At 62.1% G+C, this 23,643-nt stretch carries 29 protein-coding genes and 1 tRNA gene; 11 read left to right on the forward strand and 19 right to left on the reverse strand.

Translation table 11 applies throughout. From position 1 onward, the window contains the following. Window positions 1-18: 18 nt before the first annotated feature. Entirely contained in the window at window positions 19-285 is a 267-nt protein-coding gene (locus X730_RS163930) for an acyl carrier protein (protein ID WP_023670883.1), read from the forward strand. 53 nt (window positions 286-338) lie between these two features. Here the strand turns inward: X730_RS163930 and X730_RS163925 are convergent, their stop codons facing one another. Beyond that, window positions 339-1,031: a class I SAM-dependent methyltransferase gene (locus tag X730_RS163925; RefSeq protein ID WP_023825308.1), complete on the reverse strand. Its 693-nt coding sequence runs from the start codon at window positions 1,029-1,031 to the stop codon at window positions 339-341. Between the two features lie 485 nt (window positions 1,032-1,516). Between X730_RS163925 and X730_RS163920 the strand changes: the two genes are divergently transcribed. Continuing rightward, window positions 1,517-1,888, forward strand: coding sequence for a response regulator (locus X730_RS163920; protein WP_023670881.1), 372 nt, complete (start codon window positions 1,517-1,519; stop codon window positions 1,886-1,888). A gap of 748 nt (window positions 1,889-2,636) precedes the next feature. Here the strand turns inward: X730_RS163920 and X730_RS28800 are convergent. The 3 genes from X730_RS28800 to X730_RS163910 form a co-directional block, all read right to left on the reverse strand. Next, complete coding sequence (locus tag X730_RS28800) at window positions 2,637-2,822, reverse strand: hypothetical protein (RefSeq protein WP_023825309.1); 186 nt, start codon at window positions 2,820-2,822, stop codon at window positions 2,637-2,639. Window positions 2,823-3,010: 188 nt separating this feature from the next. Continuing rightward, window positions 3,011-3,205: a hypothetical protein gene (locus X730_RS163915; protein ID WP_023714714.1), complete on the reverse strand. Its 195-nt coding sequence runs from the start codon at window positions 3,203-3,205 to the stop codon at window positions 3,011-3,013. A gap of 256 nt (window positions 3,206-3,461) precedes the next feature. Then, entirely contained in the window at window positions 3,462-3,653 is a 192-nt protein-coding gene (locus X730_RS163910) for a hypothetical protein (protein ID WP_023754523.1), read from the reverse strand. Between the two features lie 151 nt (window positions 3,654-3,804). Here X730_RS163910 and X730_RS01000000164065 point away from each other — a divergent pair, with 151 nt between their 5' ends. After that, complete coding sequence (locus X730_RS01000000164065; protein WP_023830102.1) at window positions 3,805-4,128, forward strand: tyrosine-type recombinase/integrase; 324 nt, start codon at window positions 3,805-3,807, stop codon at window positions 4,126-4,128. Window positions 4,129-4,173: 45 nt separating this feature from the next. Here the strand turns inward: X730_RS01000000164065 and X730_RS163905 are convergent. After that, window positions 4,174-4,249 (reverse strand) — tRNA-Ile (locus X730_RS163905). Between the two features lie 134 nt (window positions 4,250-4,383). Here X730_RS163905 and X730_RS163900 point away from each other — a divergent pair. After that, window positions 4,384-5,094: an SIMPL domain-containing protein gene (locus X730_RS163900; RefSeq protein WP_023672467.1), complete on the forward strand. Its 711-nt coding sequence runs from the start codon at window positions 4,384-4,386 to the stop codon at window positions 5,092-5,094. Between the two features lie 243 nt (window positions 5,095-5,337). Here X730_RS163900 and X730_RS01000000164070 read toward each other — a convergent pair whose 3' ends face one another. Next, the gene (locus X730_RS01000000164070) at window positions 5,338-5,682 is read right to left on the reverse strand and encodes a hypothetical protein (RefSeq protein ID WP_023672466.1); all 345 of its coding nucleotides are present in this window, start codon (window positions 5,680-5,682) and stop codon (window positions 5,338-5,340) included. Between the two features lie 220 nt (window positions 5,683-5,902). Then, entirely contained in the window at window positions 5,903-6,349 is a 447-nt protein-coding gene (locus X730_RS163895) for a YcgN family cysteine cluster protein (protein ID WP_023672465.1), read from the reverse strand. 202 nt (window positions 6,350-6,551) lie between these two features. Between X730_RS163895 and X730_RS163890 the strand changes: the two genes are divergently transcribed. Beyond that, the gene (locus X730_RS163890) at window positions 6,552-8,747 is read left to right on the forward strand and encodes an OmpA family protein (protein ID WP_023825310.1); all 2,196 of its coding nucleotides are present in this window, start codon (window positions 6,552-6,554) and stop codon (window positions 8,745-8,747) included. Between the two features lie 326 nt (window positions 8,748-9,073). Beyond that, on the forward strand, window positions 9,074-9,589 hold the full coding sequence (locus X730_RS163885) for a TIGR00645 family protein (protein ID WP_023672463.1): 516 nt from the start codon (window positions 9,074-9,076) through the stop codon (window positions 9,587-9,589). 130 nt (window positions 9,590-9,719) lie between these two features. Here the strand turns inward: X730_RS163885 and X730_RS163880 are convergent, their stop codons facing one another. From X730_RS163880 to X730_RS163875, 3 genes are all read right to left on the reverse strand, one after another. Beyond that, on the reverse strand, window positions 9,720-10,586 hold the full coding sequence (locus X730_RS163880) for an NAD(P)-dependent oxidoreductase (RefSeq protein ID WP_023672462.1): 867 nt from the start codon (window positions 10,584-10,586) through the stop codon (window positions 9,720-9,722). A gap of 119 nt (window positions 10,587-10,705) precedes the next feature. Next, window positions 10,706-11,413, reverse strand: coding sequence for a helix-turn-helix transcriptional regulator (locus X730_RS1000000167305; RefSeq protein WP_155922376.1), 708 nt, complete (start codon window positions 11,411-11,413; stop codon window positions 10,706-10,708). A gap of 8 nt (window positions 11,414-11,421) precedes the next feature. After that, window positions 11,422-12,294 carry a S1C family serine protease gene (locus X730_RS163875; protein ID WP_023689760.1) on the reverse strand — a complete coding sequence of 291 codons (873 nt, stop codon included), beginning with the start codon at window positions 12,292-12,294 and terminating at the stop codon, window positions 11,422-11,424. 169 nt (window positions 12,295-12,463) lie between these two features. Here X730_RS163875 and X730_RS163870 point away from each other — a divergent pair, with 169 nt between their 5' ends. Next, window positions 12,464-13,414 carry a trypsin-like peptidase domain-containing protein gene (locus X730_RS163870; RefSeq protein WP_023689759.1) on the forward strand — a complete coding sequence of 317 codons (951 nt, stop codon included), beginning with the start codon at window positions 12,464-12,466 and terminating at the stop codon, window positions 13,412-13,414. Window positions 13,415-13,418: 4 nt separating this feature from the next. Here X730_RS163870 and X730_RS163865 read toward each other — a convergent pair whose 3' ends face one another. Continuing rightward, on the reverse strand, window positions 13,419-14,330 hold the full coding sequence (locus X730_RS163865) for an arginase family protein (protein ID WP_023825311.1): 912 nt from the start codon (window positions 14,328-14,330) through the stop codon (window positions 13,419-13,421). Between the two features lie 94 nt (window positions 14,331-14,424). Continuing rightward, window positions 14,425-14,850 carry a VOC family protein gene (locus X730_RS163860; protein WP_023689757.1) on the reverse strand — a complete coding sequence of 142 codons (426 nt, stop codon included), beginning with the start codon at window positions 14,848-14,850 and terminating at the stop codon, window positions 14,425-14,427. A gap of 66 nt (window positions 14,851-14,916) precedes the next feature. Between X730_RS163860 and X730_RS163855 the strand changes: the two genes are divergently transcribed. Further along, window positions 14,917-15,543, forward strand: a complete 627-nt coding sequence (locus X730_RS163855; protein ID WP_023672456.1) for a TetR/AcrR family transcriptional regulator — start codon at window positions 14,917-14,919, stop codon at window positions 15,541-15,543. Here X730_RS163855 and X730_RS163850 read toward each other — a convergent pair. Beyond that, window positions 15,476-16,432: a LysR family transcriptional regulator gene (locus tag X730_RS163850; protein ID WP_023727447.1), complete on the reverse strand. Its 957-nt coding sequence runs from the start codon at window positions 16,430-16,432 to the stop codon at window positions 15,476-15,478. The genes X730_RS163855 and X730_RS163850 overlap by 68 nt on opposite strands. Window positions 16,433-16,541: 109 nt before the next feature. Here X730_RS163850 and X730_RS163845 point away from each other — a divergent pair, with 109 nt between their 5' ends. Then, a complete protein-coding gene (locus X730_RS163845; protein WP_023689756.1) occupies window positions 16,542-17,177 on the forward strand; it encodes an FMN-dependent NADH-azoreductase in 636 nt (211 codons plus the stop codon). Window positions 17,178-17,396: 219 nt separating this feature from the next. Continuing rightward, complete coding sequence (locus tag X730_RS163840; RefSeq protein ID WP_245260622.1) at window positions 17,397-17,975, forward strand: hypothetical protein; 579 nt, start codon at window positions 17,397-17,399, stop codon at window positions 17,973-17,975. 47 nt (window positions 17,976-18,022) lie between these two features. Here the strand turns inward: X730_RS163840 and greA are convergent, their stop codons facing one another. The 3 genes from greA to X730_RS163825 form a co-directional block, all read right to left on the reverse strand. Beyond that, window positions 18,023-18,505: a transcription elongation factor GreA gene (gene greA, locus X730_RS163835; RefSeq protein WP_023825312.1), complete on the reverse strand. Its 483-nt coding sequence runs from the start codon at window positions 18,503-18,505 to the stop codon at window positions 18,023-18,025. A gap of 101 nt (window positions 18,506-18,606) precedes the next feature. Beyond that, complete coding sequence (locus X730_RS163830; RefSeq protein WP_023672451.1) at window positions 18,607-18,900, reverse strand: HlyU family transcriptional regulator; 294 nt, start codon at window positions 18,898-18,900, stop codon at window positions 18,607-18,609. A gap of 101 nt (window positions 18,901-19,001) precedes the next feature. After that, window positions 19,002-19,679: a PadR family transcriptional regulator gene (locus X730_RS163825; RefSeq protein WP_023689755.1), complete on the reverse strand. Its 678-nt coding sequence runs from the start codon at window positions 19,677-19,679 to the stop codon at window positions 19,002-19,004. Window positions 19,680-19,951: 272 nt separating this feature from the next. Between X730_RS163825 and X730_RS163820 the strand changes: the two genes are divergently transcribed. Continuing rightward, window positions 19,952-20,209, forward strand: coding sequence for a DUF2798 domain-containing protein (locus X730_RS163820; RefSeq protein WP_023825313.1), 258 nt, complete (start codon window positions 19,952-19,954; stop codon window positions 20,207-20,209). Between the two features lie 45 nt (window positions 20,210-20,254). Here the strand turns inward: X730_RS163820 and X730_RS163815 are convergent, their stop codons facing one another. From X730_RS163815 to rpoD, 3 genes are all read right to left on the reverse strand, one after another. Beyond that, window positions 20,255-20,710 carry a DCC1-like thiol-disulfide oxidoreductase family protein gene (locus tag X730_RS163815; RefSeq protein WP_023825314.1) on the reverse strand — a complete coding sequence of 152 codons (456 nt, stop codon included), beginning with the start codon at window positions 20,708-20,710 and terminating at the stop codon, window positions 20,255-20,257. 69 nt (window positions 20,711-20,779) lie between these two features. Beyond that, window positions 20,780-21,073, reverse strand: coding sequence for a GYD domain-containing protein (locus tag X730_RS163810; RefSeq protein ID WP_023672447.1), 294 nt, complete (start codon window positions 21,071-21,073; stop codon window positions 20,780-20,782). A 190-nt stretch (window positions 21,074-21,263) separates the two neighbouring features. Beyond that, entirely contained in the window at window positions 21,264-23,288 is a 2,025-nt protein-coding gene (rpoD, locus tag X730_RS163805) for an RNA polymerase sigma factor RpoD (protein ID WP_023672446.1), read from the reverse strand. Window positions 23,289-23,643 lie beyond the last annotated feature (355 nt).

Consider the following 23,643-nt stretch of genomic DNA (forward strand, 5'->3'; position numbering starts at 1 on the left):
GCCACGGAGGACGAATTCATGTTGACCATCAAGGAACGCACCGGAATCTACAGCGAGCAGATTCGTAGTTTCTTGGTTTCAAATTTCTACGTCAGCGACGTCAAGGCATTGCTGGATGACGCATCCTTGCTCGATCAAGGCATTGTCGACTCGACGGGTGTGCTTGAGATTATCGGCTTCATCGAGGAGACCTTTGGCATTACCGTCGAGGATAGCGAACTTCTGCCTGAAAACCTCGATTCCATCCAGGGGATCGAGCAATACATCATCCGCAAAATGAACTGATGAGTAAGCGTAACGCCCAGAGCAGCCCGTATTTGGTCTGACTGTCGCAGGATTCATGCCTGCGACTTGACTTGCCCCAGAACCACCCGGCCCTCGCCCGCTTCGTTCGAGACCGAACGGATGTTCTCGAATGCCTTGCTGCGTTCCAGCAGACCCGCTACCTGTCGGTCTTGGCCAAGCCCGACCTCGAAGAGCAGGATGCCGCCACGCCGCAGGTATCGCGGTGCGTCTTTCAGTACGCGCATATGAATGCTCAGGCCGTAAGGGCCGGCTGCGAACGCCTCGCGCGGCTCAAGCTCGATCAGATGGGCGCGGTCGCCCTCGAGCCGCTTTTCAGAAATGTAAGGCGGATTGCAGACGATTACGTCGATAGTTCCGTCTAGCCCAAGGCCGATGAGAGAGTCGAACAAGTCGCCCTGAAGCACCGAAAGACGCTCAGCCATGCCGTGATTTGAGGTGTTGCGGCGTGCCGTTTCGACGCATTCATCGGTGAGATCGCTTGCCCAGACAAGGGCGCTGGGCACATGGTAGGCGATCGCGCACGCCAGATTCCCAGTGCCGCAGCACATATCAACTATGCGCGGAGCCGGCAGGTTCATCTGATGCAACACACCAAGCGCGGTCTTGCCGAGCAACTCGGTCTCAGGTCTGGGGACGAGCGCACCGGGCGAAACCAGCAGTTCAAGTCCCATGAACATGGCGCGGCCGGCGCCATAGGCATCAGCTACACTGAACTCTTTGCTCATGGCGACCCCATCGCTTGATCTCCCCAGTATAGATCTGCGGCGCTCATGCGCCAGCCAAACCTGCTCCGAAATCATGAATTCTCAAGCCTTTCCTTCGAAAAACTGCAGGCACAAACTCGGTGCATCGCACTTCTGACGCTCATTGACCGATTGCAATCTCAGGTCGCCCAAGATGGAGAGAGAGGTGCTGCTCATGCTTTGAAGAGCCAATGGCGCGGTACGGCGGCTTTTAGATTTTGTGGATCGTGGAGAGGGGTAAACGCCTATCCAACTCTGATGGAGCGGAGGCGCGGACCGCAGCCCCATTGACGCGCTAATCTTCGGCTCCGGTAATTCAGCAAGTGGTCGGTGGAAGCGCCTCCGCTCCAGCATCAGCCTCACCTTGCTGCATGGAGAGGTTACCTATAGGTTTGCGGACATGTCGAAACAACTGTCCGAAGGTCTCGGATCGACATCTCATTTCCGGTCAATCGCAGAGAGGGGCCGTGAGCGAAAGCGTGAGTGTTCTGATTGTTGAGGATCAATGGCTAGTCGCGCAGGACACTGCCGCGCGGCTGCGTCGCGCCGGTTATCAGGTGGTCGGACCTGTGCCGTCGGTATCCGCCGCTCTGCGTCTTGTCGAATCGGACAAGATTGACGTGGCGTTGCTAGACATCCAGCTGAACGGTGAAACGGGTCTGCCGGTGGCGAGGATATTGCAGGCGCGAGGCATCCCCTTTGCCTTCTTGTCGGGATTTGGCCCCGCCGACGTTCCCGCGGCTTTCCGCGACTGCAGATTCCTGCCGAAGCCGGCAACCGATGCTGTCATCCTTGCTGCTGTCAGCGAGTTGGCGTCCCTGCGCACAGCTTCGCGCTGACATTCGCTCCGCCGCATTATTACCGGAGTTGCGCCCTGGCGACCTGGTAGGCCGGACGAGGTCAGTCTCACAAAGGGCAACATTGGCGCTTTGGCCAGGAGGACGGCGGACTACGACCGGCGAGGACGGAAATTCAGCGTTCAAAAAGCATCCGCCGGGGTTCCACTTCTCGGCCTGTTGGCGGCGATTTGGACTTAGGTCCGATCCCGGTCGCCAGAGGTCGGATTGCGGAACATCTGCCAAGGACCCACGTTCGGGGTTTGAGCACGGAGGTGCCGGCCGATCTCGAAGCGCAAGTTTCACGGGCAACTGTTGGGGAGTGTCGTAGTGCCGATTTCAAACGATATGGGGGACGAGTACCTGGAACTGGAATGTCCAAATTGTTCTCATGTCATCATAAAAAAGGGATCGTGGTTGAAGGTGATATCCAACTTCAACTGCACCCAATGCCATGCAAAAATCAGAATTGGTTATATGACCAAGCTCGCGCTTTTCGAGAAAAAAAGGCAAAGCATGAACCCGGCTGCGCAGTGAGCGTCCTGGCGGCCCGACAGTCGTTTGGGGTGGTGCGTTGGACCGTCGGGCCTGACCGGCCCGATGGCGGGGGAGCCAGGCCGGCTGGGTGAATCGTATACATTAGATCGTGCTTATCAAGCCCAAATACGCGGCGCGACATCGCCTGGTGACGCAACGGTGAACCCCGCGCCCGTATACGCGCCAGCAGGAACGTCGGCGGTCAACATGCCGCTCATTCGCAGAGAGTGCGAACAGCTTCATCAAACAGCTCCACCTCGGCTTCAACCTTTTCAGCCGCTTTATCGACCTTGTCGAAACGCTTCAGCATTCGATTGTGGAGCATGGACAAGCGTGCGGCATGGTAGACCACGCTGCGCTTGTAACCTTCAGAGTCGAGTGGTTCGAACAACATTGTCATGGCAGAAATCCTCAATGTTTTTCGTCCTGCAATCCTTCCCTAGTAAACCGCCAATTAACTCTTTCGTTCCGCTGGTGATGCGAAGGCGCCCGAATGAATAACTCGTTGCGCTGTCTCCAGACTGCACGAGCGTGCTTCGTCTGTCTGAGGTTGGGCCCCAAGGCTTGCGCTTGCCTCGCCTGTTCGGCTCATGCTGCGTCAGTCACGACATCGACGGCCAGCTTCAGTTCAATCGCTTTGGGCGTGAGTTGAATACCGGCGCTGCCAAGAATTGCCGAATGATCATCCTGCTGTGGTGGGACCGCCGAACCCGTCAGGAGCGACGAACCGAGCCGGCTTGGATAGTCGCCCCACCGCAAGGACGCGAGCGGATCGAAGATCACGTCGGCAGGTGCTCTGCCCTCTCTGGGAAGCCGGCGCCGCGCGCACTTACTGAAAAAACCCAAACAGAATAAGAGCGAGAAAGGCAAACAGCAGCGCTGCAGCCGCTAGCAACACACCTTTGTTGGAGCCCCGCCGAGGTTGAGGGTCAGGCACGAGTTTTTTCCGGTTTGGGAGTTCATTCATTGGACATTAATTTGCGGCTGCAAATTAGGTTCCGCTCATGCTTGAATGCCTACAATGCCGCCCCACAGCGCCCTACAGGCGCACGACCTTCGCTAGCCCTAGGCGTGTCCGCTGGCCTTCTGCAAAGGACAACGCGAACGATTCCTGATTGAATGACCGGGCAATTTCCTGATCTTTCTCAACCACGCGGACGAACCATTCGCCGCAGGTTTCTGTCACTTCGACGCAAGGCACGGCCTTGCGGAATGGAACCACGTTATCCATCACAGCCGACCTACGAGCAATGGCAACATCGGTCTTATAAGGCCACCGAATTCGGGATTTCAATAAAAAAGTCGGTACGTGATCATGTAATTTACGGGATCAAGTAATTAGTGAGCAGCGGATCGCATTTGAAGTCCGCTAACGATCACCTATGTGCTCACCGAAGCATTGGGGCTCGGCCGACACGGTGATTTTGAACGCCTACGGCAATTCCTTCTCGGAGAGGTCGCTGACCGGCATGATGGCGCACTGGAGCAAGATGGCGAGCATGGGGCCCGGCTGCACGCTGCATGGACTTCGGAAGACGCTGGGGAAGTACCTGGCCAAGGAGGGCGCGACCCCGAAACAATCGGCAGGCATTCTCGGCCACGACGACCTGGACCACGTAGAGCTTTACAGCAAGGACGGAGCAGGAGCGGCTCGCCGTGGATGGCATGGCGAAGCTTCTGAAGCGGTTTGTCTAACCGATGTCTAACCGGGTCGTCTACCCTCGACGCAAAGCCTTATGCATCAAGGCGACTGGTGGGCCCGGAGGGACTCGAACCCCCAACCAAGCGGTTATGAGCCGCCGGCTCTAACCATTGAGCTACAGGCCCCACGCGCGCTGGATTAGTGTTTTTCCTTGCGCGGCACAAGGCTTTCCGGACGGGCTGGCCGAGATCGCCCAAATCAGCCCATATTCGCGCCCTAGTCGACAGGCGCGACTGGATCGCACACCGAGGAGATTTTCATGACCAGACATATTTTGCCGCTCGCACTTGCCGCCGCGATCGCTTTTCCGGCGATGGCAAGCGCTGCCGATTCGCTGCCCCCGCCCCGCATCATCGTGTCGGGTGAAGGCCAGTCGACCGTGGCGCCTGACCTGGCGCTGCTGACGCTCAGCGTCATGCGCGAGGCCAAGACCGCACGCGCGGCACTCGACGCCAACAACGACGCCATGGCCGCCGTGATCGCGGCAATGAAGTCGGCAGGGATCAAGGATCGCGACCTGCAGACCGCCGGCATCCAGATCAACCCGCGTTACAACTACACCAACAAACCGGACGGCAGCCAGGAAGCCGAGCTTGTAGCCTACCAGGTGACCAACACACTCTCGGTGCGCATCCGCGACATCGACAAAACAGGTGAGATTCTCGACAAGGCTGTGTCGCTCGGCGTCAACCAGGGCGGCGGCATTTCGTTCTCCAACGAAGACCCGAAAGCTGCCGTCACCGAAGCCCGCAAGAAGGCGGTCGCCGATGCCATGGCCAAGGCCAAGACGCTGGCCGAAGCCGCCGGCGTCAGCATCGGCCGGGTGCTGGAAATCACCGACCAGAACGTTGCGCCGGCGCCGATGCCGATCAATGCCAAGGCCTTCGATGCGGCAGGCGCCGCGGTTCCCGTGCAGGCCGGCGAGAATGCCTACGCCGTGCAGGTAACAGTGACATTCGAGCTTAAGTAGCAGGCCACCGGGCCGGGCCGTCGGCCGGAACCGCAGATTTCCGACGTGAAAAACCCCGGAGGACTGGCCTCCGGGGTTTTTTCGAGCCGCACCTTTCCGCGGAGGGAAAGGGGCTCCTGGCTGACCCTAGAAGGGTCATGCCGCTACTCCAGGCTGATCCTCGCAGAGGAGCATGCCTCCGGATCGACCTTCGCAGAAGGTCGTATCCCAGACTGATCTTCGCAGAAGATCAGTCTGGTTCTCTTAGCGATAGATAACCGGGCAGCCGCGCTCATTGGCGAACACGACCACTACGCGATCGCCATACTGGCGGCCGGCGACCTTCACCACGCGGCGATTGACATCGACGATGCGGACGCGGTGCAGGCCCATGCGCTCGGCCTTGTCGAGGGCGCGATCCGGCGAGCAGCGGCGCCAATTGCGGTCACGGCGAAAGCCGTCCTCATCGTCGCCGGTGTAGACGCCGACGCGGCGGTCATGGTTGTTGCCGAAGCCGAGATAGATCGAGTCCGCCTGGGCGGGCACTGCGGCAAGCGTGCCGAGAGCTACGAGACCCGAAAGGGCTGCCGTCTTGAATGAGTTGAACATTGTCTTCTCTCCTTGTTGAGGGCTTGCGCCCGTCTTGGTCGAACCGATGGGGGGAGAATGCTCCTTGCAATCTGAACTCTTCGCGAACCGGCCGTTCATTTTCGGTTAATCTGCCCGACAGGTTGAAAGCAACCGCCCCTTCCACCGCTGCAAACGATCCTGACCGTCAAAAACGTCCAATGGCGCAGAACGCCCTATGGCAGCGTCCGTTCCAGAATGCTCAGGGCTCGTCATCGAGCATATAGTCGAAATAGTCGTCCGGCTCGGCCAGATCGGTCTCACTGGCGCGGACGCGGCCGCGCATGGAGATGCCGGCATCATGAACAGTCTCGGCACTTCCCGACACCAGCCTGTGCCACCAATAGAGGTCGTGCCCCTCGGCAACCAGCCGGTAGGCACAGGTTTTCGGCAGCCACGTGATGGTGCGCACATTCTGCGGCGTCAGCCCGACACAGTCCGGCACGCGCGCCAGCCGGTTGGCATAGTCCGAACAGCGGCAGCTTTGCCCATCGAACAGCCGGCAGCCGACTGATGTCCAGTAGATCTCGCCGGTATCCTCGTCCTCGAGTTTAGACAGGCAGCATTTTCCGCAGCCGTCGCACAGCGATTCCCACTCGGTGGGCGTCATCGCTTCCAGCGTCTTGGTCTTCCAGAACGGCGTTTCCATTATGGGTCGAGATGTGGCCTCCGCATGCGGCAAGGTCAAGCTGTTGTGTGACTTCAAATTCCGGCCGCACCATAGGAAAAACATGAAGTTGCCTTCAAAACGCCGGTCAATCGTCCTTGGGTGCGGGTAATGCCCGCAAACCGGAACCAATCCGGTCAAGGACAGTTTGGGCAGGGATGGGACCCCACAAGGAGAATTTAAGATGAAACGCCAACCACGGGTACTGGCAGGTACGGCACTTGGCCTGCTTATGGCATCCGCGCCGTTGGGCGCATCCCCGTTGCAGGGCAACGCCGTTTTCGGCCCCTTGCAGCACACGGCCGCGCCACTGATCCTGGTCCAGGACGACCCTGCTGCAGATGGTCAGCAGACCGACCAGGAACTGCCGCGCAAAAAGAAACGCCAGCAGGCCGAACAGGCAGCGCCGGCCGCCGAGCAGCCTGCACCGGCTGCAGAGCAACCCGCCCCTGCCGCCGAGGAACAACAGCCGCGCAGGAAGAAGCGGGATCAGCAGCAGACCGAGCAGGCCCCGGCCGAACAGGCCGCACCTGCCGCCGAGGAACAGCAGCCGCGCAAAAAGAAGCGCAATCAACAGCAGCAGATCGAGGCGGCGCCTGCGGATGAGGGCGGCGCCCAGGCAGCGCCGGCGACCGATGAGCAGCCGCTCAAGCCACGCAAGAAGAAGCGTGACCAGCAGCAGATCGAGGCAGCACCGGCTGAACAACCGGCCGAACAGGTAGCTCCGGCAAATGAAGAACAGCCGCTAAAGCCACGCAAGAAGAAGCGCGACCAACAGCAGATCGAAGCGGCGCCCGCTGAACAGCCGGCCCAGCAGCCTGCCGAGCAGGCAGCGCCCACCGAACAGGTGGCGCCGGCAAACGACAACAAGTCGGGCAAGAAAAAGCGCAAGCAGGATCAGCAGATCGAGGCCGCGCCTGCCGACAAAGCGCCAGACGTCAAAGTTGCGCCTGCCGGAGAGCCCGCGCCGCAGGCCGAGCCGATTCAGCCCCCGGCCGATCAGCAAGCGGCTCCCGCCGAAGGTGAACAGCCGAAGGATCAGGCGAAAAAGCACGGCAAAAAAACTGTCGGCGAACAGCCGGTGACGGGCGAACAGCAGCCTGCGACCGGTGAACCACAGCCTGCGGAGCAACCGGCCAATGCCGAGCAGCCCGCGCAACGTGAGACGCCGGCGCAAGGCGAAGCCACGGCCAACCCCGACGAAGCACCCATCCTGGACAGCCAGAAGGATGCCAGGCGCAAGCATCGCAAGAACCAGGGCGGCAACAGCCAGAATGGCGACGGCCAAAATGGGAACGGCCAGAATGCTGGCGGCCAGACGGGCGAGCAGCCCGCGCAGGGCGGCACCGAGGCGCAAGCCCCGAAGCCGGCTCCGGTCGACCAGGGACCGCCGCCCACCGACGACAAGTCAGCTCAGCAGGCAATTCAGCCAGAAAAGATCGCCCCGGTGACGGAGGAAAAAGGCAAACGCGTCGAGCGTGCACCCGATGAGAACGTCCGCGACCGCCGGCGTCCGAAAGGCGTCGACGTCGTCAAGGAACTCGGCGACCGCGTCATCCTGCAGTTCAACAACCAGACGATCGTGGAAAGCAATGACGCTCCGCGCATGCACCGCGGCGCCAGGAATGTTTACTATGAGGAACTGTCGGGCGATCGCTCTCGGGAAATCGTCGAGCGCGACAATGGCATCCAGATCGTCACCATCCGCAACCGCAATGGCGACGTCATCAGGCGATCGCGCATCACGCCGGATGGGCACGAATATGTGCTGAGCTATGTCGACGAGCGCAGCTATGACGACGACAATGACTGGCGCGATCCCGGTGACGACCTGCCGCCGATGCGGCTCACCATCCCGCGCCGCGAGTACATCCTCGATTCGGAAGATGTCGAAAGCCCGGACGATTATTACGAGTTCCTCGAACAACCGCCGGTGGAGAAGGTCCAGCGCCTCTATTCCATCGACGAAGTGAAGCGTTCGGCGCGCGTGCGCGACATTGCCCGTCGCGTCGACCTCGATACATTGAACTTCGAGTTCGGCTCGGCCTCAATATCCGACGCCGAAGTGCAGAAACTGGAAGGCGTCGCCACGGCCATGGAGAAACTGTTGAAGAAGAACCCGGCCGAAACCTTCCTGATCGAAGGCCACACCGATGCGGTTGGCACGCCGGAAGCAAACCTTGCTCTGTCCGACCGGCGCGCTGAGTCTGTCGCCGAAGCGCTGACCAATGCCTTCGGGATCCCGCCGGAAAACCTGACCACTCAGGGCTATGGCGAGGAATACCTGAAGGTCAACACCACGGCGCCCAACCGCGAGAACCGCCGTGTCGGCATCCGTCGCATCACCTCGCTGGTGGCACCGGTGGCGAGTAACAATTGATCTGCTTTCCAATGGCTTGAGCAGCTTTCTGGAATCAGATCGACAACAAGGACCCATCCCGGCAGATCGGGATGGGTCGAGCTGCGGACAGCAATCCCGGTTCAGCAAGAATTGTACTGGTATTAGAACCGGCTCATTGAATAGAGCGGCCGCCCTCCCCAGATTCAAGCCTGGGCGTTCCCTGCCCCGTCCCGACTCCAGCGGGATGCATTGAACCCCGCCGGCCCTCCCGGCGGGGTTTTTTTGCGTCGCAATTTGCCTTGCAAACTGCGGCAAGCTGATCGAAATACCCCAGTCGACCTCAGAAAGCTGACCGGAACCGCTGCATGAAACGTCTCGAACTCGCCATCGAATCGATCATCCTCGCCTCACGCTGGCTGCTGGTGGTTTTCTACATCGGGCTGGCCCTGGCGCTCGCCGTCTATGCGCTGTCCTTCGGCAAAAAACTCTACGAGTTCGTCATGGTCGCCTTCACACTCGACGACACCGACACCATCCTGAAGATGCTCGGCCTCATCGACGCCGCACTTGTCGCCTCGCTGGTGGTGATGGTGATCATCTCCGGCTACGAGAATTTCGTCAGCCGCTTCGACGACCAGGATGGCGGTGTGCACTGGCTGGGTACGATCGATGTCGGTTCGCTGAAGGTCAAGGTCGCCTCGACCATCGTCGCTATTTCCTCGATCCACCTGTTGCAGGTGTTCCTGAATTCGTCTTCCTATACGATCGACCAGCTGATGTGGCTGACCATCATCCACCTCGCTTTCGTCGTCTCGGCGCTGATGCTGGCCTATATCGACCGGCTGATGGGACTGAGCAAAGGCAAGAAGGGCGAGGAGTGATGAGCCCCTTTCTCCCCGTTCATGGGGAGGTGAGGCTGGTCCGCACAGCGGGCGAAAAGCCAATTGCTTGGTTTTTCGAAAAACGCCGGCAGGTGGATGAGGAAGCAGCGCCGTCGGCCCGTGATTTCCGTCAGTAGATGCTTTTGACGTTCGTCGGCGAATTGGCAAATACCGCGTCCGGCACGAAAAAGTCGCCGGCCAGCGGCCCGGTCGCGCCCGGCGCATAGACCGCGAAATCGGTCACGCCCTCGGCCCGCAGCACCTCTTCATCGATGTAGAAATTGCCTGATGTCTCGCGCGATGAGCGCATGAAGATGGCGTGTGCGGCATCGGCCATGATGTCGGGCAAGCGGCTCATCGCCGCCACCGTCGCGCCGCCGAGCAGATTGCGCACCGCAGCCGTGTCGATGGTCGAGATCGGCCACAGCGAATTGACCGCGATGCCGTCCTTGGCAAACTCGGCGCTCATCCCCAGCGTGCACATCGACATGCCGAACTTGGCCATGGTGTAGGCGACATGGTTCTTGAACCATTTGGCCTTCATGTCGAGCGGCGGCGCCAGATTCAAGATGTGAGGATTGCTTGCCAACTTCAGGTGCGGAATGCACATTTTCGACACCAGGAAGGTGCCGCGCGTGTTGATCTGGTGCATCAGATCGTAGCGCTTCATGTCCGTCTCCAGCGTGCCGGTGAGCTGGATGGCGCTGGCATTGTTGACGCAGATATCGATGCCGCCGAACTTTTCGACGGTCTTGGCAACCGCCTCAGCCACCTGCGCCTCCTCGCGGATGTCGCACAAAACAGGCAGCGCCTTGCCGCCGGCCTGCTCGATCTCCTCAGCTGCCGAGTAGATCGTGCCCGGCAGCTTCGGATGCGGCTCGGCGGTCTTGGCCGCGATCGTCACATTGGCGCCGTCGCGCGCAGCTCGCAGCGCGATCGAAAGACCGATGCCGCGCGACCCGCCGGAGATGAACAGCGTCTTTCCCTTGAGCGACATGTCTTGGCACCTCCCTTGCTACATCACTGACGCGAACCATTGCGCGGCGGCAATGCACTGCGCAAGGCCTCGGCAGCCTGCAACGGGTTACGCAACGTAGGCTCAAATGGATAAGGGGGTTAGACCAGCACCAGGCCCTGCCGCATCGCGATCGCGATGGCATCCGTGCGGTTCGCAGCACCCAGCTTGATCAGGATCGCGGCGACGTGGAACTTTGCCGTGTGCACGGAGATGTTCAGCCGCCGCGCGATCACCTTGTTGGGCGCGCCTTCGGCCAGCAGCGCCAGCACTTCGGCCTCGCGCGGCGACAGCGCCGGACGGGCGGTAGCGCCATCGTCCAACGGCTCCTCGCCGAACAGCCCGCTATGGCTTCCGCCGTTGGCGGCGCCATCGAAATCGTCGTGGCGAGCGGGCGTCGAACGCCCATCCCTGGACACCCGGTAGCCGGCCGCCGCAAGTCTGACGGCAGCCGCGATCAGATTCGCATCCGACGCCAAAGGCAGCACGGCAAGCACCCGGTTTTCCGGCCGGCCAGCGCTCGCGGATAGCAGCACCCGTGGGATTGCGCTGTTGCCACCATCGGCCCGATCGAGCCAGGCCGGACTGTTCGCAACAGCGTCATCGACGACAGCGACGTCGGCAATCCCGCTGCCGGCCACGACCGGAAGCAGATCGTCCGCCATGGCAAGCGAAGCTGACAGGCGCTCGGCACGCGCGGCATCGTGCAGCGCGATCAGCACCACGAGCTGGCGTCCGCCGCCCGCCACCTCCGGCCCACCCACCTCCGGCCCACCCGCCTCCGGCCTTGTCAGCGTGTCGCTTTCCATCGCCCCTCTCAGCTCAGCGGTTTTTCACCGACGGTCAGCGCGACGTCGCGCTGCTCGCCGCCGCGCACCACGCCGAGCGTCACCGCGGCGCCCGCGCTATCCGGCCCAAGCTTTCGGATCAGTTCGCGCGGGCCGTGCACGGCCTCGCCATTCCACGCCACGATGATGTCGCCCAGCGCAAGGCCGGCGGCCTTGGCCGGACCATTGTCGTCGAGGCTCATGACGATGGCGCCGCGCGCCGCGCCGTCACGGATCGGGTGCAGGCCGGCGCCGAGATAGCCGCGCGCGACATGGCCCTTTTCACGCAGCGTCGCCACGGCCCGCTCGATCGTCTCATAAGGCATGACCAGCGCACGACCACGTGGCCCAAACAGCAGCATGCCGATCAGCGCGCCCTTGGCGTCAAGCACCGGCCCGCCCTCGAAACGGCCGCCGGCATTGACGGCGAGATTGATGCGCCGATCGATGCTGCCGCCGCGCATCGAGCGCCAGGCGGGGCCGACCTCGCCGACCGAACCCGATACGGCCAGCGCCGAACCCTGACTACTGCCGATGGCGATGGCAAGATTGCCGGGCCGTACCGCGTCAGCCTTGGCCAGCGCAGGCGCTGCGGCAGCGCCGGCCGGCTTCAGAAGCGCTACGCCGGTCGACGGATCGCGACCGACCAGTTCGGCCTTCACCGCTTCGCCCGAAGCCAATGTCAATTCGATCTCCTCACCGGCCTCGACAGCTTCCTCGGCGGTGACGAAATAGCCGTCACGCCAGTGGAAGGCGCTGGCGGTGCGATGGTGATGGGTGGTGAAACTTGCCGTTGCCGGCGCAGCCTTGGCGGCGAGATCGGCGATGGCGTCGGAAAATGCATTAAGGTTGAAGTCACTCATGATGATCTCCTGGGTTTTCTCATGCCCCAGATATCGCTCGGCAGTGCGCCCGGAGGTACTCGTCTGACGGCTAGTTACTGGTGTGACTGGCCATCTGGTCAGGTCGCGGCAGTTCGAGCCGCTCCGCACATATAGTCATCATCGCGCCTGAAAACACGGAGCCCCGCCAATGGCCCTCGCCGCCCACAAATTCGAAACCGACGACACACTGCTCGACGCCTATTCGACGACAGTCGCCGACGCCGTCGACCGCATCGGCCCAGCCGTCTGCCGCATCGAGCGCGTCGGTGGCCAAGGTGGCCATGGCTCCGGCTTCGTCATCGCGCCGGACGGGCTGGTCGTTACCAATTTCCATGTCGTTGGCGATGCCAAAACGGTGCGCGTCTCTATGCCCGACGGCGCCTCCAGCGAAGGCCGCGTGCTAGGCCGCGACCCTGACACCGACATCGCGCTGGTGCGCGCCGATGGCAGCTTCACCGAAGTCGCGCCGCTCGGCGATTCCAAGCGGCTGCGGCGCGGCCAGATCGCCATTGCCATCGGCAATCCGCTCGGCTTCGAATGGACCGTAACGTCAGGCGTGGTCTCCGCACTTGGCCGTTCGATGCGCGCCTCGACCGGGCGGCTGATCGACGATGTCGTCCAGACCGATGCCGCGCTCAATCCCGGCAATTCCGGCGGACCGCTGGTGTCGTCGGCAGGCGAAGTCATCGGCGTCAACACCGCCATGATCCACGGCGCGCAAGGCATCGCCTTCGCGGTCGCTTCCAACACCGCCAACTTCGTCATTTCGGAGATCATCCGCTTCGGCCGCGTGCGGCGCGCCTTCATCGGCATCTCGGCCGACACCACCAGTTTGCCGCGCCGCGCAGCGCTCCTGTCGCAGGTGACCACCAGTACTGCGGTGCGGCTGCGCAGCGTCGAGAAAGACGGACCCGCGGCGAAGGCCGGCCTCAGGGAAGGCGACATCATCGCGGCGATAGACGGTCGCCCGGTCACCGGCGTCGACGACCTCGTGCGCATGCTCGACGCCGAACGCATCGGCCGCGAGACGCTATGCACAGTGGTGCGCCGCACCGGCGTCAGCCAGGTGACGGTGACGCCGGTAGCAAGGGCGAGCTGAGCCTTTATCGAGGCTTGAGCACCCGCCCGAGCAGCGACACCAGCAGTCGCGCAAGGTCACCGGTCGGGTCGAGGTCGGGATCGTAGATCGTCATGTCCAAGCCGGTGCAGCGCTGGTCCGCTGCCAGCGCCGACAGAATGGCAACGAGTTCATCGGGGTCGATGCCGGGGCTGCCGGGCGAATCCACCGCCGGCATCACCGTCTGGTCGAGCACATCGACATCGAGATGCAGCCAGTAGGGACAGCCGGCGCGCGCCAGCGTCGCTCTTGTGGTTTGCAACACTCCAGCCGCGCCGAGTTCCTGCGCGGCAAAGACGTCGATGCGCGTCACGGCGGTCGCATTGATGTCGGGCCAGGCAAAATCGGCATCGCGGCTCTCGCGTTCGCCGATCTGAACCACCGCCTCGTCGGCGACGAGCGGACCGACAACACCTGGCCATTGCGCCAGCAAAGCCTCGCCGCGTCCGGTGGCAAGTGCCAGATCCATGCCGGCAACCGAGCCGAGTGAGGCATTGACATCGTAGTTGCCGGGATGGCGGAAATCGCTGTGGCCATCGAAATGGATCAGGGCGACTGCGCCCGAGCGCCGCGCGGCGACCAGTGCGCCAAGCAGGATCGAGCAGTCGCCGCCGATGATCAGCGGGAACTCGCCTTGCCCAAGCGCACGGGTGACGATCTCGGCAAGATCGAGGTTGAAGCGGCGGATCGCCGGACCATTACGCAGCCTAGTGCCCGGTTGCGGTTCGGTACTGTAGGCGGGTCTGTCGAGATCGACCACCCGCCCCGGCGCCAGCGACTCGATCAAACCAGCTTCGCTCAGCGCCTGCGGCGCACGCCAGGTGCCGGGCACATGGCCCGGCTCCAAGGGCCGAAGGCCGAGATTGGATGGCGCACGAACAAGGCAGATGTCACGCATGCGGCAGGCCCAGCTTCAACATCACCAACATAGACCGCATGGTGCGGGTCCGGCCACAGCGGCCGGAGCCGCTGCCGACATTTGCTGCCATTGTTCAGGCGCCCGCCGCGCCCGCCGCGAATTGCGCCTGAAATTCCGGGCTGAGCGGGATCGGCTTGATGACGTCGATCAGCACGCCATTGGGATCCCTGGTGATGAAATGGCGCTGGCCGAAGGGTTCGTCGCGCAGCGGGCACAGGATCGGCAGGCCGGCCGCAACGATCCGTTCATAGACAGCATCAGGATCCCTCACCTCGAAATTGAGCAGCAGCCCCGATGTGCGGCCGCGCCCCCCCTCGGGGATCGTCTCGTGCTCGCCCTGGACGATACCGAGATTGACCCGGCGATCCTCGGCAGACTGCAGATGCACATACCAGTTGCTCGCAAACAGCGGCTTGAAGCGGAAGTGATTGATATAGAAGGCTTTTGTGCCGGCTACGTCGCCCGTCATCAGCACCGGATAATAGCTCGTCGTCTTCATCTTTCTTTCTCCCGTTAGCCAACATACAGTTTGCATGTAATTCGAAATAACATACAGGCTGCATGTATGCAACGAGAAACCCCGCGCCGCTCCAACCGCGACCGCACCGAAGCGACGCGGGCCGACCTGATCGCTGCGGCGCGCAAACTGTTCATCGAAAAGTCCTATGCCGAGACCGGCACGCCGGAGATCGTTGCGGCCGCCGGCGTCACCCGCGGCGCGCTCTATCACCACTTTGCCGACAAGCAGGCGCTGTTTGCCGCCGTGGTCGAGCAGGAGGCGGCGGCGGTGGCGCAAGAGATCGAGCGCGCCTCGCCGCCTTCTTTGTTTGCCCGCAATGCGCTGATTGCCGGCTCGGACGCCTATCTCGCCGCCATGCGCGCGCCCGGCCGCACGCGGCTTTTGCTGCTCGACGGGCCGGCCGTGCTTGGCCGCGCCGCCATGGATGCGATCGACAATCGCCACGGCAACCGGTCGCTGCGCGAAGGCCTGGTTGCGGCAATGCGCGAACAGTCGATGACCAGACTGCCGGCCGATGCGCTGACCGCTTTGCTCGCCGCTGCCTTCGACCGCGCAGCACTTGCCGTCGAGGCCGGCGCCTCGGCCGAAGACTATCGCGCCGTGCTCATGGCTCTGATCGATGGGCTGTCTCCGGCTCATCCTCAGGCAGGTCGTCCGGGTCGAACTCGTTGAAGCAGCCGAGCTGGCGTTTGAACTGGTCGATCAGCCAGGCCGCCGCCGGTTTCGGGCTGCGGTCGGCGCGGTGCATGGCATAGAGCGATGAGCGCACCTCGCTAAAGGGTTCAAGGTCGAGTTCGACCAGCCTGCCGCTGGCCAAATCGTCCGCGATCAGCCAGCGCGGCAACCCGCCCCAGCCCAGCCCCTCGCGCATCAACGTATGCTTGATACGCACATCTGTCAGCCGCCATGTACGATAGGCAAAGACGCCGAAGTCGCGTCCCTTGGTGCGTTCCGACTGGTCGCTGACAACCAGCTGGGTGTGCTCTCGCGCATCCTCGAGCGCCACCGGTTTCGGCAGCAGTGCCAGAGGGTGGGTGGGGGCGGCAGCCAGCACGATCGACATGAAGCCGATGCGCACGAGATGCACGTCGACCTCGCCCAGCAAGCCACCGATGCCAAGATCCGACTGTCCGCTGACGACATGGTCGGGGATCAGACCGAGCGTGCCGATATGCAGTCGCATCATCACGGTCGGGAACTGCGCCTCGAACGCCTTCAGCACCCGCACCAGCACCGGCGAGGGCAGCGCCGCGTCAACCGATAGCGCAACTTCAGCCTCCAGCCCCTGATGGTGACCGTCGGCACGCGAACGGATGCGCTGCAGCATGCCGACCATGCGCCGGGCGTCCTCCAGCATCGCCCGGCCGATTTCGGTCAGCTGCGGCTCGCGCGTGCCCTCGCGCTCGAACAGTTTCAGGCCAAGCTGCGCTTCAAGATTGGCGATGCCGTAGCTGATGACGGACTGCGCGCGGTTAAGCTTGCGGCCGGCGGCTGAGAAGCTGCCGGTGTCGGCGACCGCAACCAGGATCTGTAATTGGTCGAGCGTCGGATTGGGTTGCACGGCATACCTACTTTATGGATGGATCGTATAGAAAATATACCAGTTTTTTGAATGGCTCGGTAGGCCCATATCAGGCGGGAGAAATCAATTCCCACTGGAGAGAACCGCTATGTCTATCCTGCTTGTAACCTCGAGCCCGCGCGGCGCTGCCTCGCACTCGACCCGTATCGCTACCGAATTCGCTGAAAAGCTCGTCGCCGCCGACCCGTCGAATACGCTCGTCGTACGCGACCTCGTGGCCAACCCGCTGCCGCACATCGACACCGATTATGCGACCGGCATCTACACCCCCGTTGAAGCCCGCACGCCGCGCCAGGCCGAAGTCGTCGGCGTCTCCGACATCGTGCTTGACGAACTGTTCGCAGCCGACACCGTGATCCTGGCCACCGGCTTCATCAACTTCAACATCTCCTCAACCCTGAAGTCCTGGGTCGATCACATCTCCCGCTCCGGCAAGAGCTTCTCTTATGGCGAGGGTGGTCCCAAGGGCCTCGTCACCGGCAAGAAGGTCTATATCGTACTCGCCTCGGGCGGCATCTATTCCGAAGGTGCGGCCGTGCAGTTCGATCACGCCATCCCCTATCTGCGCGGCGTGCTCGGCTTTCTCGGCATGACCGATGTCGACGTCATCCGCATCGAAGGCGTCGGCATGGGCCCTGATGCCGTCACCGCCGCACTTGCCAAGGCGACCGCCAAGGTCGATGCCGTGGTGGCCAAGACCGCGAGCGCGCAAATCGCCGCGTAAGCACACCCCGTCATTCGCATTGAAAAGGCAGGCGCTTCGGTGCCTGCCTTCTTGCTGTCCGGGGCCGAGAGCAGGGTCCACCGGCAGATGGCGTGGTGTTCGTGGCGGGGTTTTCGATGGCTGCCAACTATTCTTGCCCGTTCATCAGCTGGCCCTCATAGGTTTGGAAGCCCCCGGCATCGCCATCGGATTTGCCGTTGGTCCACGGCCAATCTGTTTTTGCACCGACGGATCGGGCTAAACTCGTGCAACCCTGTCAAAACAGAGAGGCAACTTATGGCCGAATGTCCGAGTGGAGGAGAGAACAACGGAATTGTCGCAAGCGCTGTTGCCGACGATGATCCGCGTCTCGCGTTCATCTATCAGGAGGCGGTGAGAGGTCTCACTCAACAGCAGACGCTTGTGGAGAACATGAGCACCCGCGCCGGCAGCCTTGTCTTTGCCATCGCATTTGCCAACTCGCTACTCGGCGGTGCGGCGCTTTCCAACGGGCTTGGGCTTTGGGATTGGACCGCAGTGGCCCTGTTGTTCGGCATCGGCGGGCTGATCGTCTTCATGCTTTGGCCCTATCACCAATATACATTCCGCTTCGATCCGGAAGATCTGCTTGATCAATATGTCGACGGCGACAGGCCGACGACAATGTCGGCCATGCGCCGCGCGCTTGCCCTTCGGATCAAGGCGGACATGGCCGGCAACTGGCGAATTATCCAGCGGCTCCGGCTGGCGTTGCAGATTGCGCTGGTTTTTCTGCTGCTCGACATCCTGGCTTGGCTTTTGGCAATTGCGGGCATCTGATCACGTCTCAAGGTGCACCGGCCTCGGTCGCGCATCATACCTGCGTCCTAGGAAATGGACAGGATCTCAAGTTCGCGCGGCCCTAGCTGGACAAAGTCGCCAACGGTTTTTCCGGTCAGCGCGATGGCAACCGGCGAACCATGCGATATGGAAGCTTCAGACGGGTTGGCCTCATCCTCTCCGACGATGCGGAAGGTCTGAGTGCGGCCATCATCACGTTTGAAGGTAACGGTGTGCCCGAAGGCGATCACCTCATTAGAGGTGGGCACCGGCATAAGCTGTGCCGTACGGACGCGCTCGGCATAGTAACGCATATCTCGAACCGGAACCGCTGACTGGCGTCGCCGCTCATTGACATCTTCCAGCACGCTAGCGGCCTCGAGAGCTTGCTGGGCGCGAGCCAATTCAACCTGCAGCGTCTTGAGGCCCGCTTCCGTGACAAGGTTGACCCGATCGGAGACAGGGCGAGCCGGCAGGATGGTTTCCGATGCTGCCTCGGCGCTTTCCTCCTTGGCAAACGCTACGCTCAATTGTCGATACTTTCTGCTTGCCGCCCACTGCCGTTATTCGAGATTCTGGCGACGGATGACCGGCGCAAAACCTATGTTCGGCGCCTCGACCAGTTCGGCCCTTACCCGAACATCCTCTCGCCTTGCTCGTCGACCAGTTGCATGCCCTTCTTGATCGAGATGTCGACGGCGTCGTCCAGTCCGGCAAAGCGATCGGCGCGGATGAATTTGTGTTCCTTCATCACGCCGTCGACTTCCTTCGAAACCACGCCGCAGGTCTGGTATTGGCCCCCCTCCGCCTTGTAGGGCGTGGCGCTGATCAAAAATCCCTTGTGCTCAACCTGCTTTGCCGGTGCTGCGCTCTTGGGCTCGCCCCCCTCACCGCCACCACCGAAAAGACGCTTCAGAAAAGACATGGGGCTTCCTCCAACGGCAATCATCCTGCACCACGTCTCGCGGTGCAGGATGATTTTCAGTACCGTTCCTCAGTCGAACGGGCAAGCGTTCTCGCCAGGGGTCAACCGCGCGATAGCGCTTCCAGGGCTTCAGCGGCGGCTTCCAGGACTGCAATCGCCTCGGCCTGCTTTTCAGCCGGCGCGTCGACGAGATCGCCGAGCGCGGCACGCAGCCGGTGGCGCACGGCGCGGAACTCCTCGCGGGCATCCGAGCGACCCCGTCCACCACGCCGTCCGCCTTCCTCGCCGTCGTCGTTCCAGCCGAACCAGTCCCGCGCTTTCGCCATCTTGCGGCCGAAGCGCTCGAGATGCTCCAGCACGCCGTCGATCATCTCGCGGTTCTCGGCGAGATGCGCCTGGCCCGCCTCGGTGATCGAAAACACCTTCTTGTTGCCGTCGGCGGCTGAAGCCGCATAGCCGGCCTCTTCCAGGAAGGTCAGCGTCGGATAGACGACGCCCGGGCTCGGGCTGTAGATGCCGCTGGTGCGCTCTTCCAGCGCCTTGATGATGTCGTAGCCGTGGCGAGGCGCCTCGGCCAGCAGCGACAGCGTGATCAGCTTGAGATCGCCGTCGGCCAGCATGCGCCCGGCGCGAAACATGTCGCCCGGGCCGCCGCGTCCACCGCCACGTCCGCCGTGGCCGAACGGACCAAAGCCGCTGCCCCCTCTTCCACCAAATTTGCCTGCCATGTGCAGGAATGCGCGCTCGGCGCGCTCGCCAAAGGGATGATGTCTGTGCATGAATTGCTCCTTGAGTTATATCTTACGATACATCTTAATTAGGCTTGCCCCGCCGACGAGTCAAGATATATCTTACGATGTATCTAAAGGCGGCGCCAGAAGGTTGATTTCGCCGCCGCCGGCAGCTAGAAAGCGCGTGAGGGCCAAAACCTCTCCGTAAGCGTCTGACGTCAAGCAACGCATCCACCCCGGTCTTTCCGGGCAGTTCCGCCGGAAACCCGGCGCAATGGATGCCAAATGCGACGGACCGGATGTTTCAGGAAAATCCAAAAATGACCACGAACCGTAAGCGCGGCAAGCTGCCGGCGCGCTATGCCGCGATCGTCAGCCCGCTGGTGCTGTCGCTGCTGATGACCTTCATCGTCTCGTTCATATCGACGCTGAAAAGCCTTGGACTGCAACCTGATTTGCCGGCTGTCTGGCTCACTGCCTGGGGCCTGTCCTGGCTGGTAGCGTTCCCAACGTTGCTCACGGTGCTGCCGGCGGTGCGCCGCATTGTCGGCTGGCTTTGCGAGCCGGCGTCCCGGTAACGCCCATGACGGTAAGGCCCGCAGATATCTTCGGGCCTTGCCTCGCTACCAGCGGCCCTTGCGCCGGTTCCAGGCATAGAGAAGATCGGCGAAGCGATTGTACGCGAACCGCGTCAGCGGCAGCGCGACCGGATTGCCGAAGAGCGTCGCCAGCCAGCCCNCGGCGAAGCGATTGTACGCGAACCGCGTCAGCGGCAGCGCGACCGGATTGCCGAAGAGCGTCGCCAGCCAGCCCTCGCCCGGCGTCGCCCGCCAGACGGCAACCGCGACATCGGCGCCGACCAGCAGCCTGCCTTCGGCATCGGTGGCATGCAGCCGGCGGCGTATGTCCTCCAGCGAGGCGCTGTAGCCAGAGAGCGCCGCCGGTTCGAGGTTGATGTCGCGGAATTCGATCCGCCCGGCCTTGATCGCCTCGATCAGCCGCCGTTTCTGCCGGGTGATGCCGCCATCGCAAACCGGGCAGCGTGTGTTGTACCAGACGGTCAGCGCAGGCTTGGACATGGCGCGACTATCGCCTTGACGGCACGGCCCCGCAATATGACGCCGAGCCGCACGGACCCACGCCCAGCGCTATCCAAGCGAAGTGACGATCTCGCGATAGGCAAATTCCGGGAAAGCCTTGAGCGTTCGCGTCTTGACGCTGCCACCCGTTGCCAGCATCAGGGCGAAACGAGCAAGCACAGCATCGTCGGGCGCCTCGATAATCGCCACCATGTCATATTCGCCCATAGTCAGGTAAAACGCCTTGAACGAGCCGCCCATGTCGGCCAGTTGCTTCTTGGCGGCATCGAGCCGCTTCGGCGACTCTCGGATATTTCTGGCGCCCTGTTCTGTCCAGTTCATCAGCAGGATGTAGGTTGTCATCACACACCTCCCTCCGGCGCCACGGAGCACGGCTGAGGACATCAGCCGGGGCGGACATCCGGTTTTTCGCCCAGAACATGCATCCGACCAGGCAAGTATCCTCCCGACGGAGATGGGCGACAAGAGCCTTCACCCGGCAACAAAAAGGGCGCCATCGGCGCCCTTTTCGAATGCTGGTCTGTTGCCGGTATCAGCTGTCGAGGAAGCTCCTCAGCTTGCGGCTCCGGCTCGGGTGCTTGAGCTTGCGCAGCGCCTTGGCCTCGATCTGGCGGATACGTTCGCGGGTGACCGAAAACTGCTGGCCGACTTCTTCCAGCGTGTGGTCGGTGTTCATGCCGATGCCGAAGCGCATGCGCAGCACCCGCTCCTCGCGCGGCGTCAGCGAGGCGAGCACCCGCGTGGTGGTCTCGCGCAGATTGGCTTGGATCGCCGCATCGATCGGCAGGATCGCCATCTTGTCCTCGATGAAATCGCCCAGATGCGAATCCTCTTCGTCACCCACAGGGGTTTCGAGCGAGATCGGCTCCTTGGCGATCTTCAAGACCTTGCGCACTTTTTCGAGCGGCATTGCGAGCTTTTCTGCCAGTTCCTCCGGCGTCGGCTCGCGGCCGATTTCATGCAGCATCTGGCGCGACGTGCGCACGATCTTGTTGATCGTTTCGATCATGTGCACCGGAATGCGGATGGTGCGCGCCTGGTCGGCAATCGAACGCGTGATCGCCTGCCGGATCCACCATGTCGCATAGGTCGAGAACTTGTAGCCGCGGCGGTATTCGAATTTGTCGACCGCCTTCATCAAGCCGATATTGCCTTCCTGGATCAGGTCGAGGAACTGCAGGCCGCGATTGGTGTATTTCTTGGCGATGGAAATGACGAGGCGCAGGTTGGCCTCGACCATTTCCTTCTTGGCGATAGCGGCTTCGCGCTCGCCCTTCTGCACCTGGTTGACGATCTTGCGGAATTCCAGGATCGAGATCGCCGTCTCGGTGGCGAGGTTCTGGATTTCCGAACGCAGATCCTTGATCGCGTCCTTCTCGTTCTTGGTGAATTCCTTCCAGCCGCGCGAGGTGAGATTGCCGATCGAGCGTGTCCAGTTCGGGTCGAGCTCGGAGCCCTGATATTCCTTGAGGAACTCCTCGCGGCGCACGCCATAGCTTTCGGCCAGGCGCAGCAGCTTGCCTTCGTTCTGCACCAGCCGCTTGTTGATGTCGTAGAGCTGCTCGACCAGCGCCTCGATGCGCGCCGTATTGAGCGACAGCGACTTCACCGCCTTGATCAGCTGGTCCTTCAGCTCCTTCAGGCGGCGGTCCTGGCTTGGCGACAGCGTGCCGGTCGCGGCCAGACGGTTCTCGACCTGCTGGTCCTGCAGCTTGCGCAGCTTCTTGTAGGTGTCGGCGATGACGTCGAGCGTCTCCATCACCTGCGGGCGCAGTTCCGCTTCCATCGCCGCCAGCGACAGGCTCGCCTCGTCCTCGTCTTCCTCGTCGTCATCGACCAGGCCGCGCGTGTCGGCGCCGACATTGGTGATGTCGTCTTCCTCGTCGCGTCCACGCCTCGGCTTGTCCTCGGCCTTGGGCGCCTCCTCGATGCGCTCGACCACCGGCGCCTGCTTGGCTTCGGGGCCGGCATAGGTGGCTTCGAGGTCGATGATCTCGCGCAGCAGGATCTTGGATTCGTTGAGCTCGTCACGCCAGATGATGATGGCCTGGAAGGTCAGCGGGCTTTCGCAGAGGCCCGCAATCATCGTCTCGCGGCCGGCCTCGATGCGCTTGGCGATCGCGATTTCGCCCTCGCGCGACAGGAGCTCGACCGAGCCCATCTCGCGCAGATACATGCGCACCGGGTCATCGGTGCGGTCGGTCGGCTCTTTCTTGGTGGTCGTGGCGGCGACGGCGGTGCCGGTCTGCTCGGCCAGCTCGTTGGCGTCTTCCTCGGCGTCGGCATTGCTGTCGGCGGCCTCGGGCTCCTCGCTCTGATCGTCGTCCTCGACCACGTTGATGCCCATGTCGGACAGCATCGCATTGATGTCTTCGATGCGATCCGGATCGGTCTCTTCCGACGGCAGCACCGCGTTCAGTTCGTCGAGAGTCACATAGCCGCGCTTCTTGGCGGCCTTGATCATCTTCTTGACAGCATCATCGGAAAGGTCGAGCAGAGGCCCATCGGTGGCGCCTTCACGTTCGGTCTCGACCTCTTCCTTTTCCTTTGTCGCCATAGTCTTTATCTTCTCCTAGCGGCCGAGCATCGAAGCCGCGTAGCTGCCGCACCGGTCAAACTACATGCGCTGGTGGCGCTTAACCGGGCCGGTAACCGAATCAACTCTTTTGTTTGTTCATATCGTGCCCCCAAAACCGGTTTTCACTTTTGGGCGATATGCATTAAGTCCAGATTAACCCTGATATCTGTGGCAGGCTGACAGCCTGTCCAGTGATCAGCACCTCGCGTCAGTGCATTTCCGTCGACGCCGGCGCGGGTTAAGGTTTCGAATCGTCCTGATTCCGTCATTCTGCCAGAAGGTCAAGCGCCTCTCGCATGATTCGCATCAAAAAAGCGAATCAATTACCAGACTT

Origin of the sequence: Mesorhizobium sp. L103C131B0 (assembly GCF_000502275.1) — a bacterium.
Lineage (GTDB): Bacteria > Pseudomonadota > Alphaproteobacteria > Rhizobiales > Rhizobiaceae > Mesorhizobium.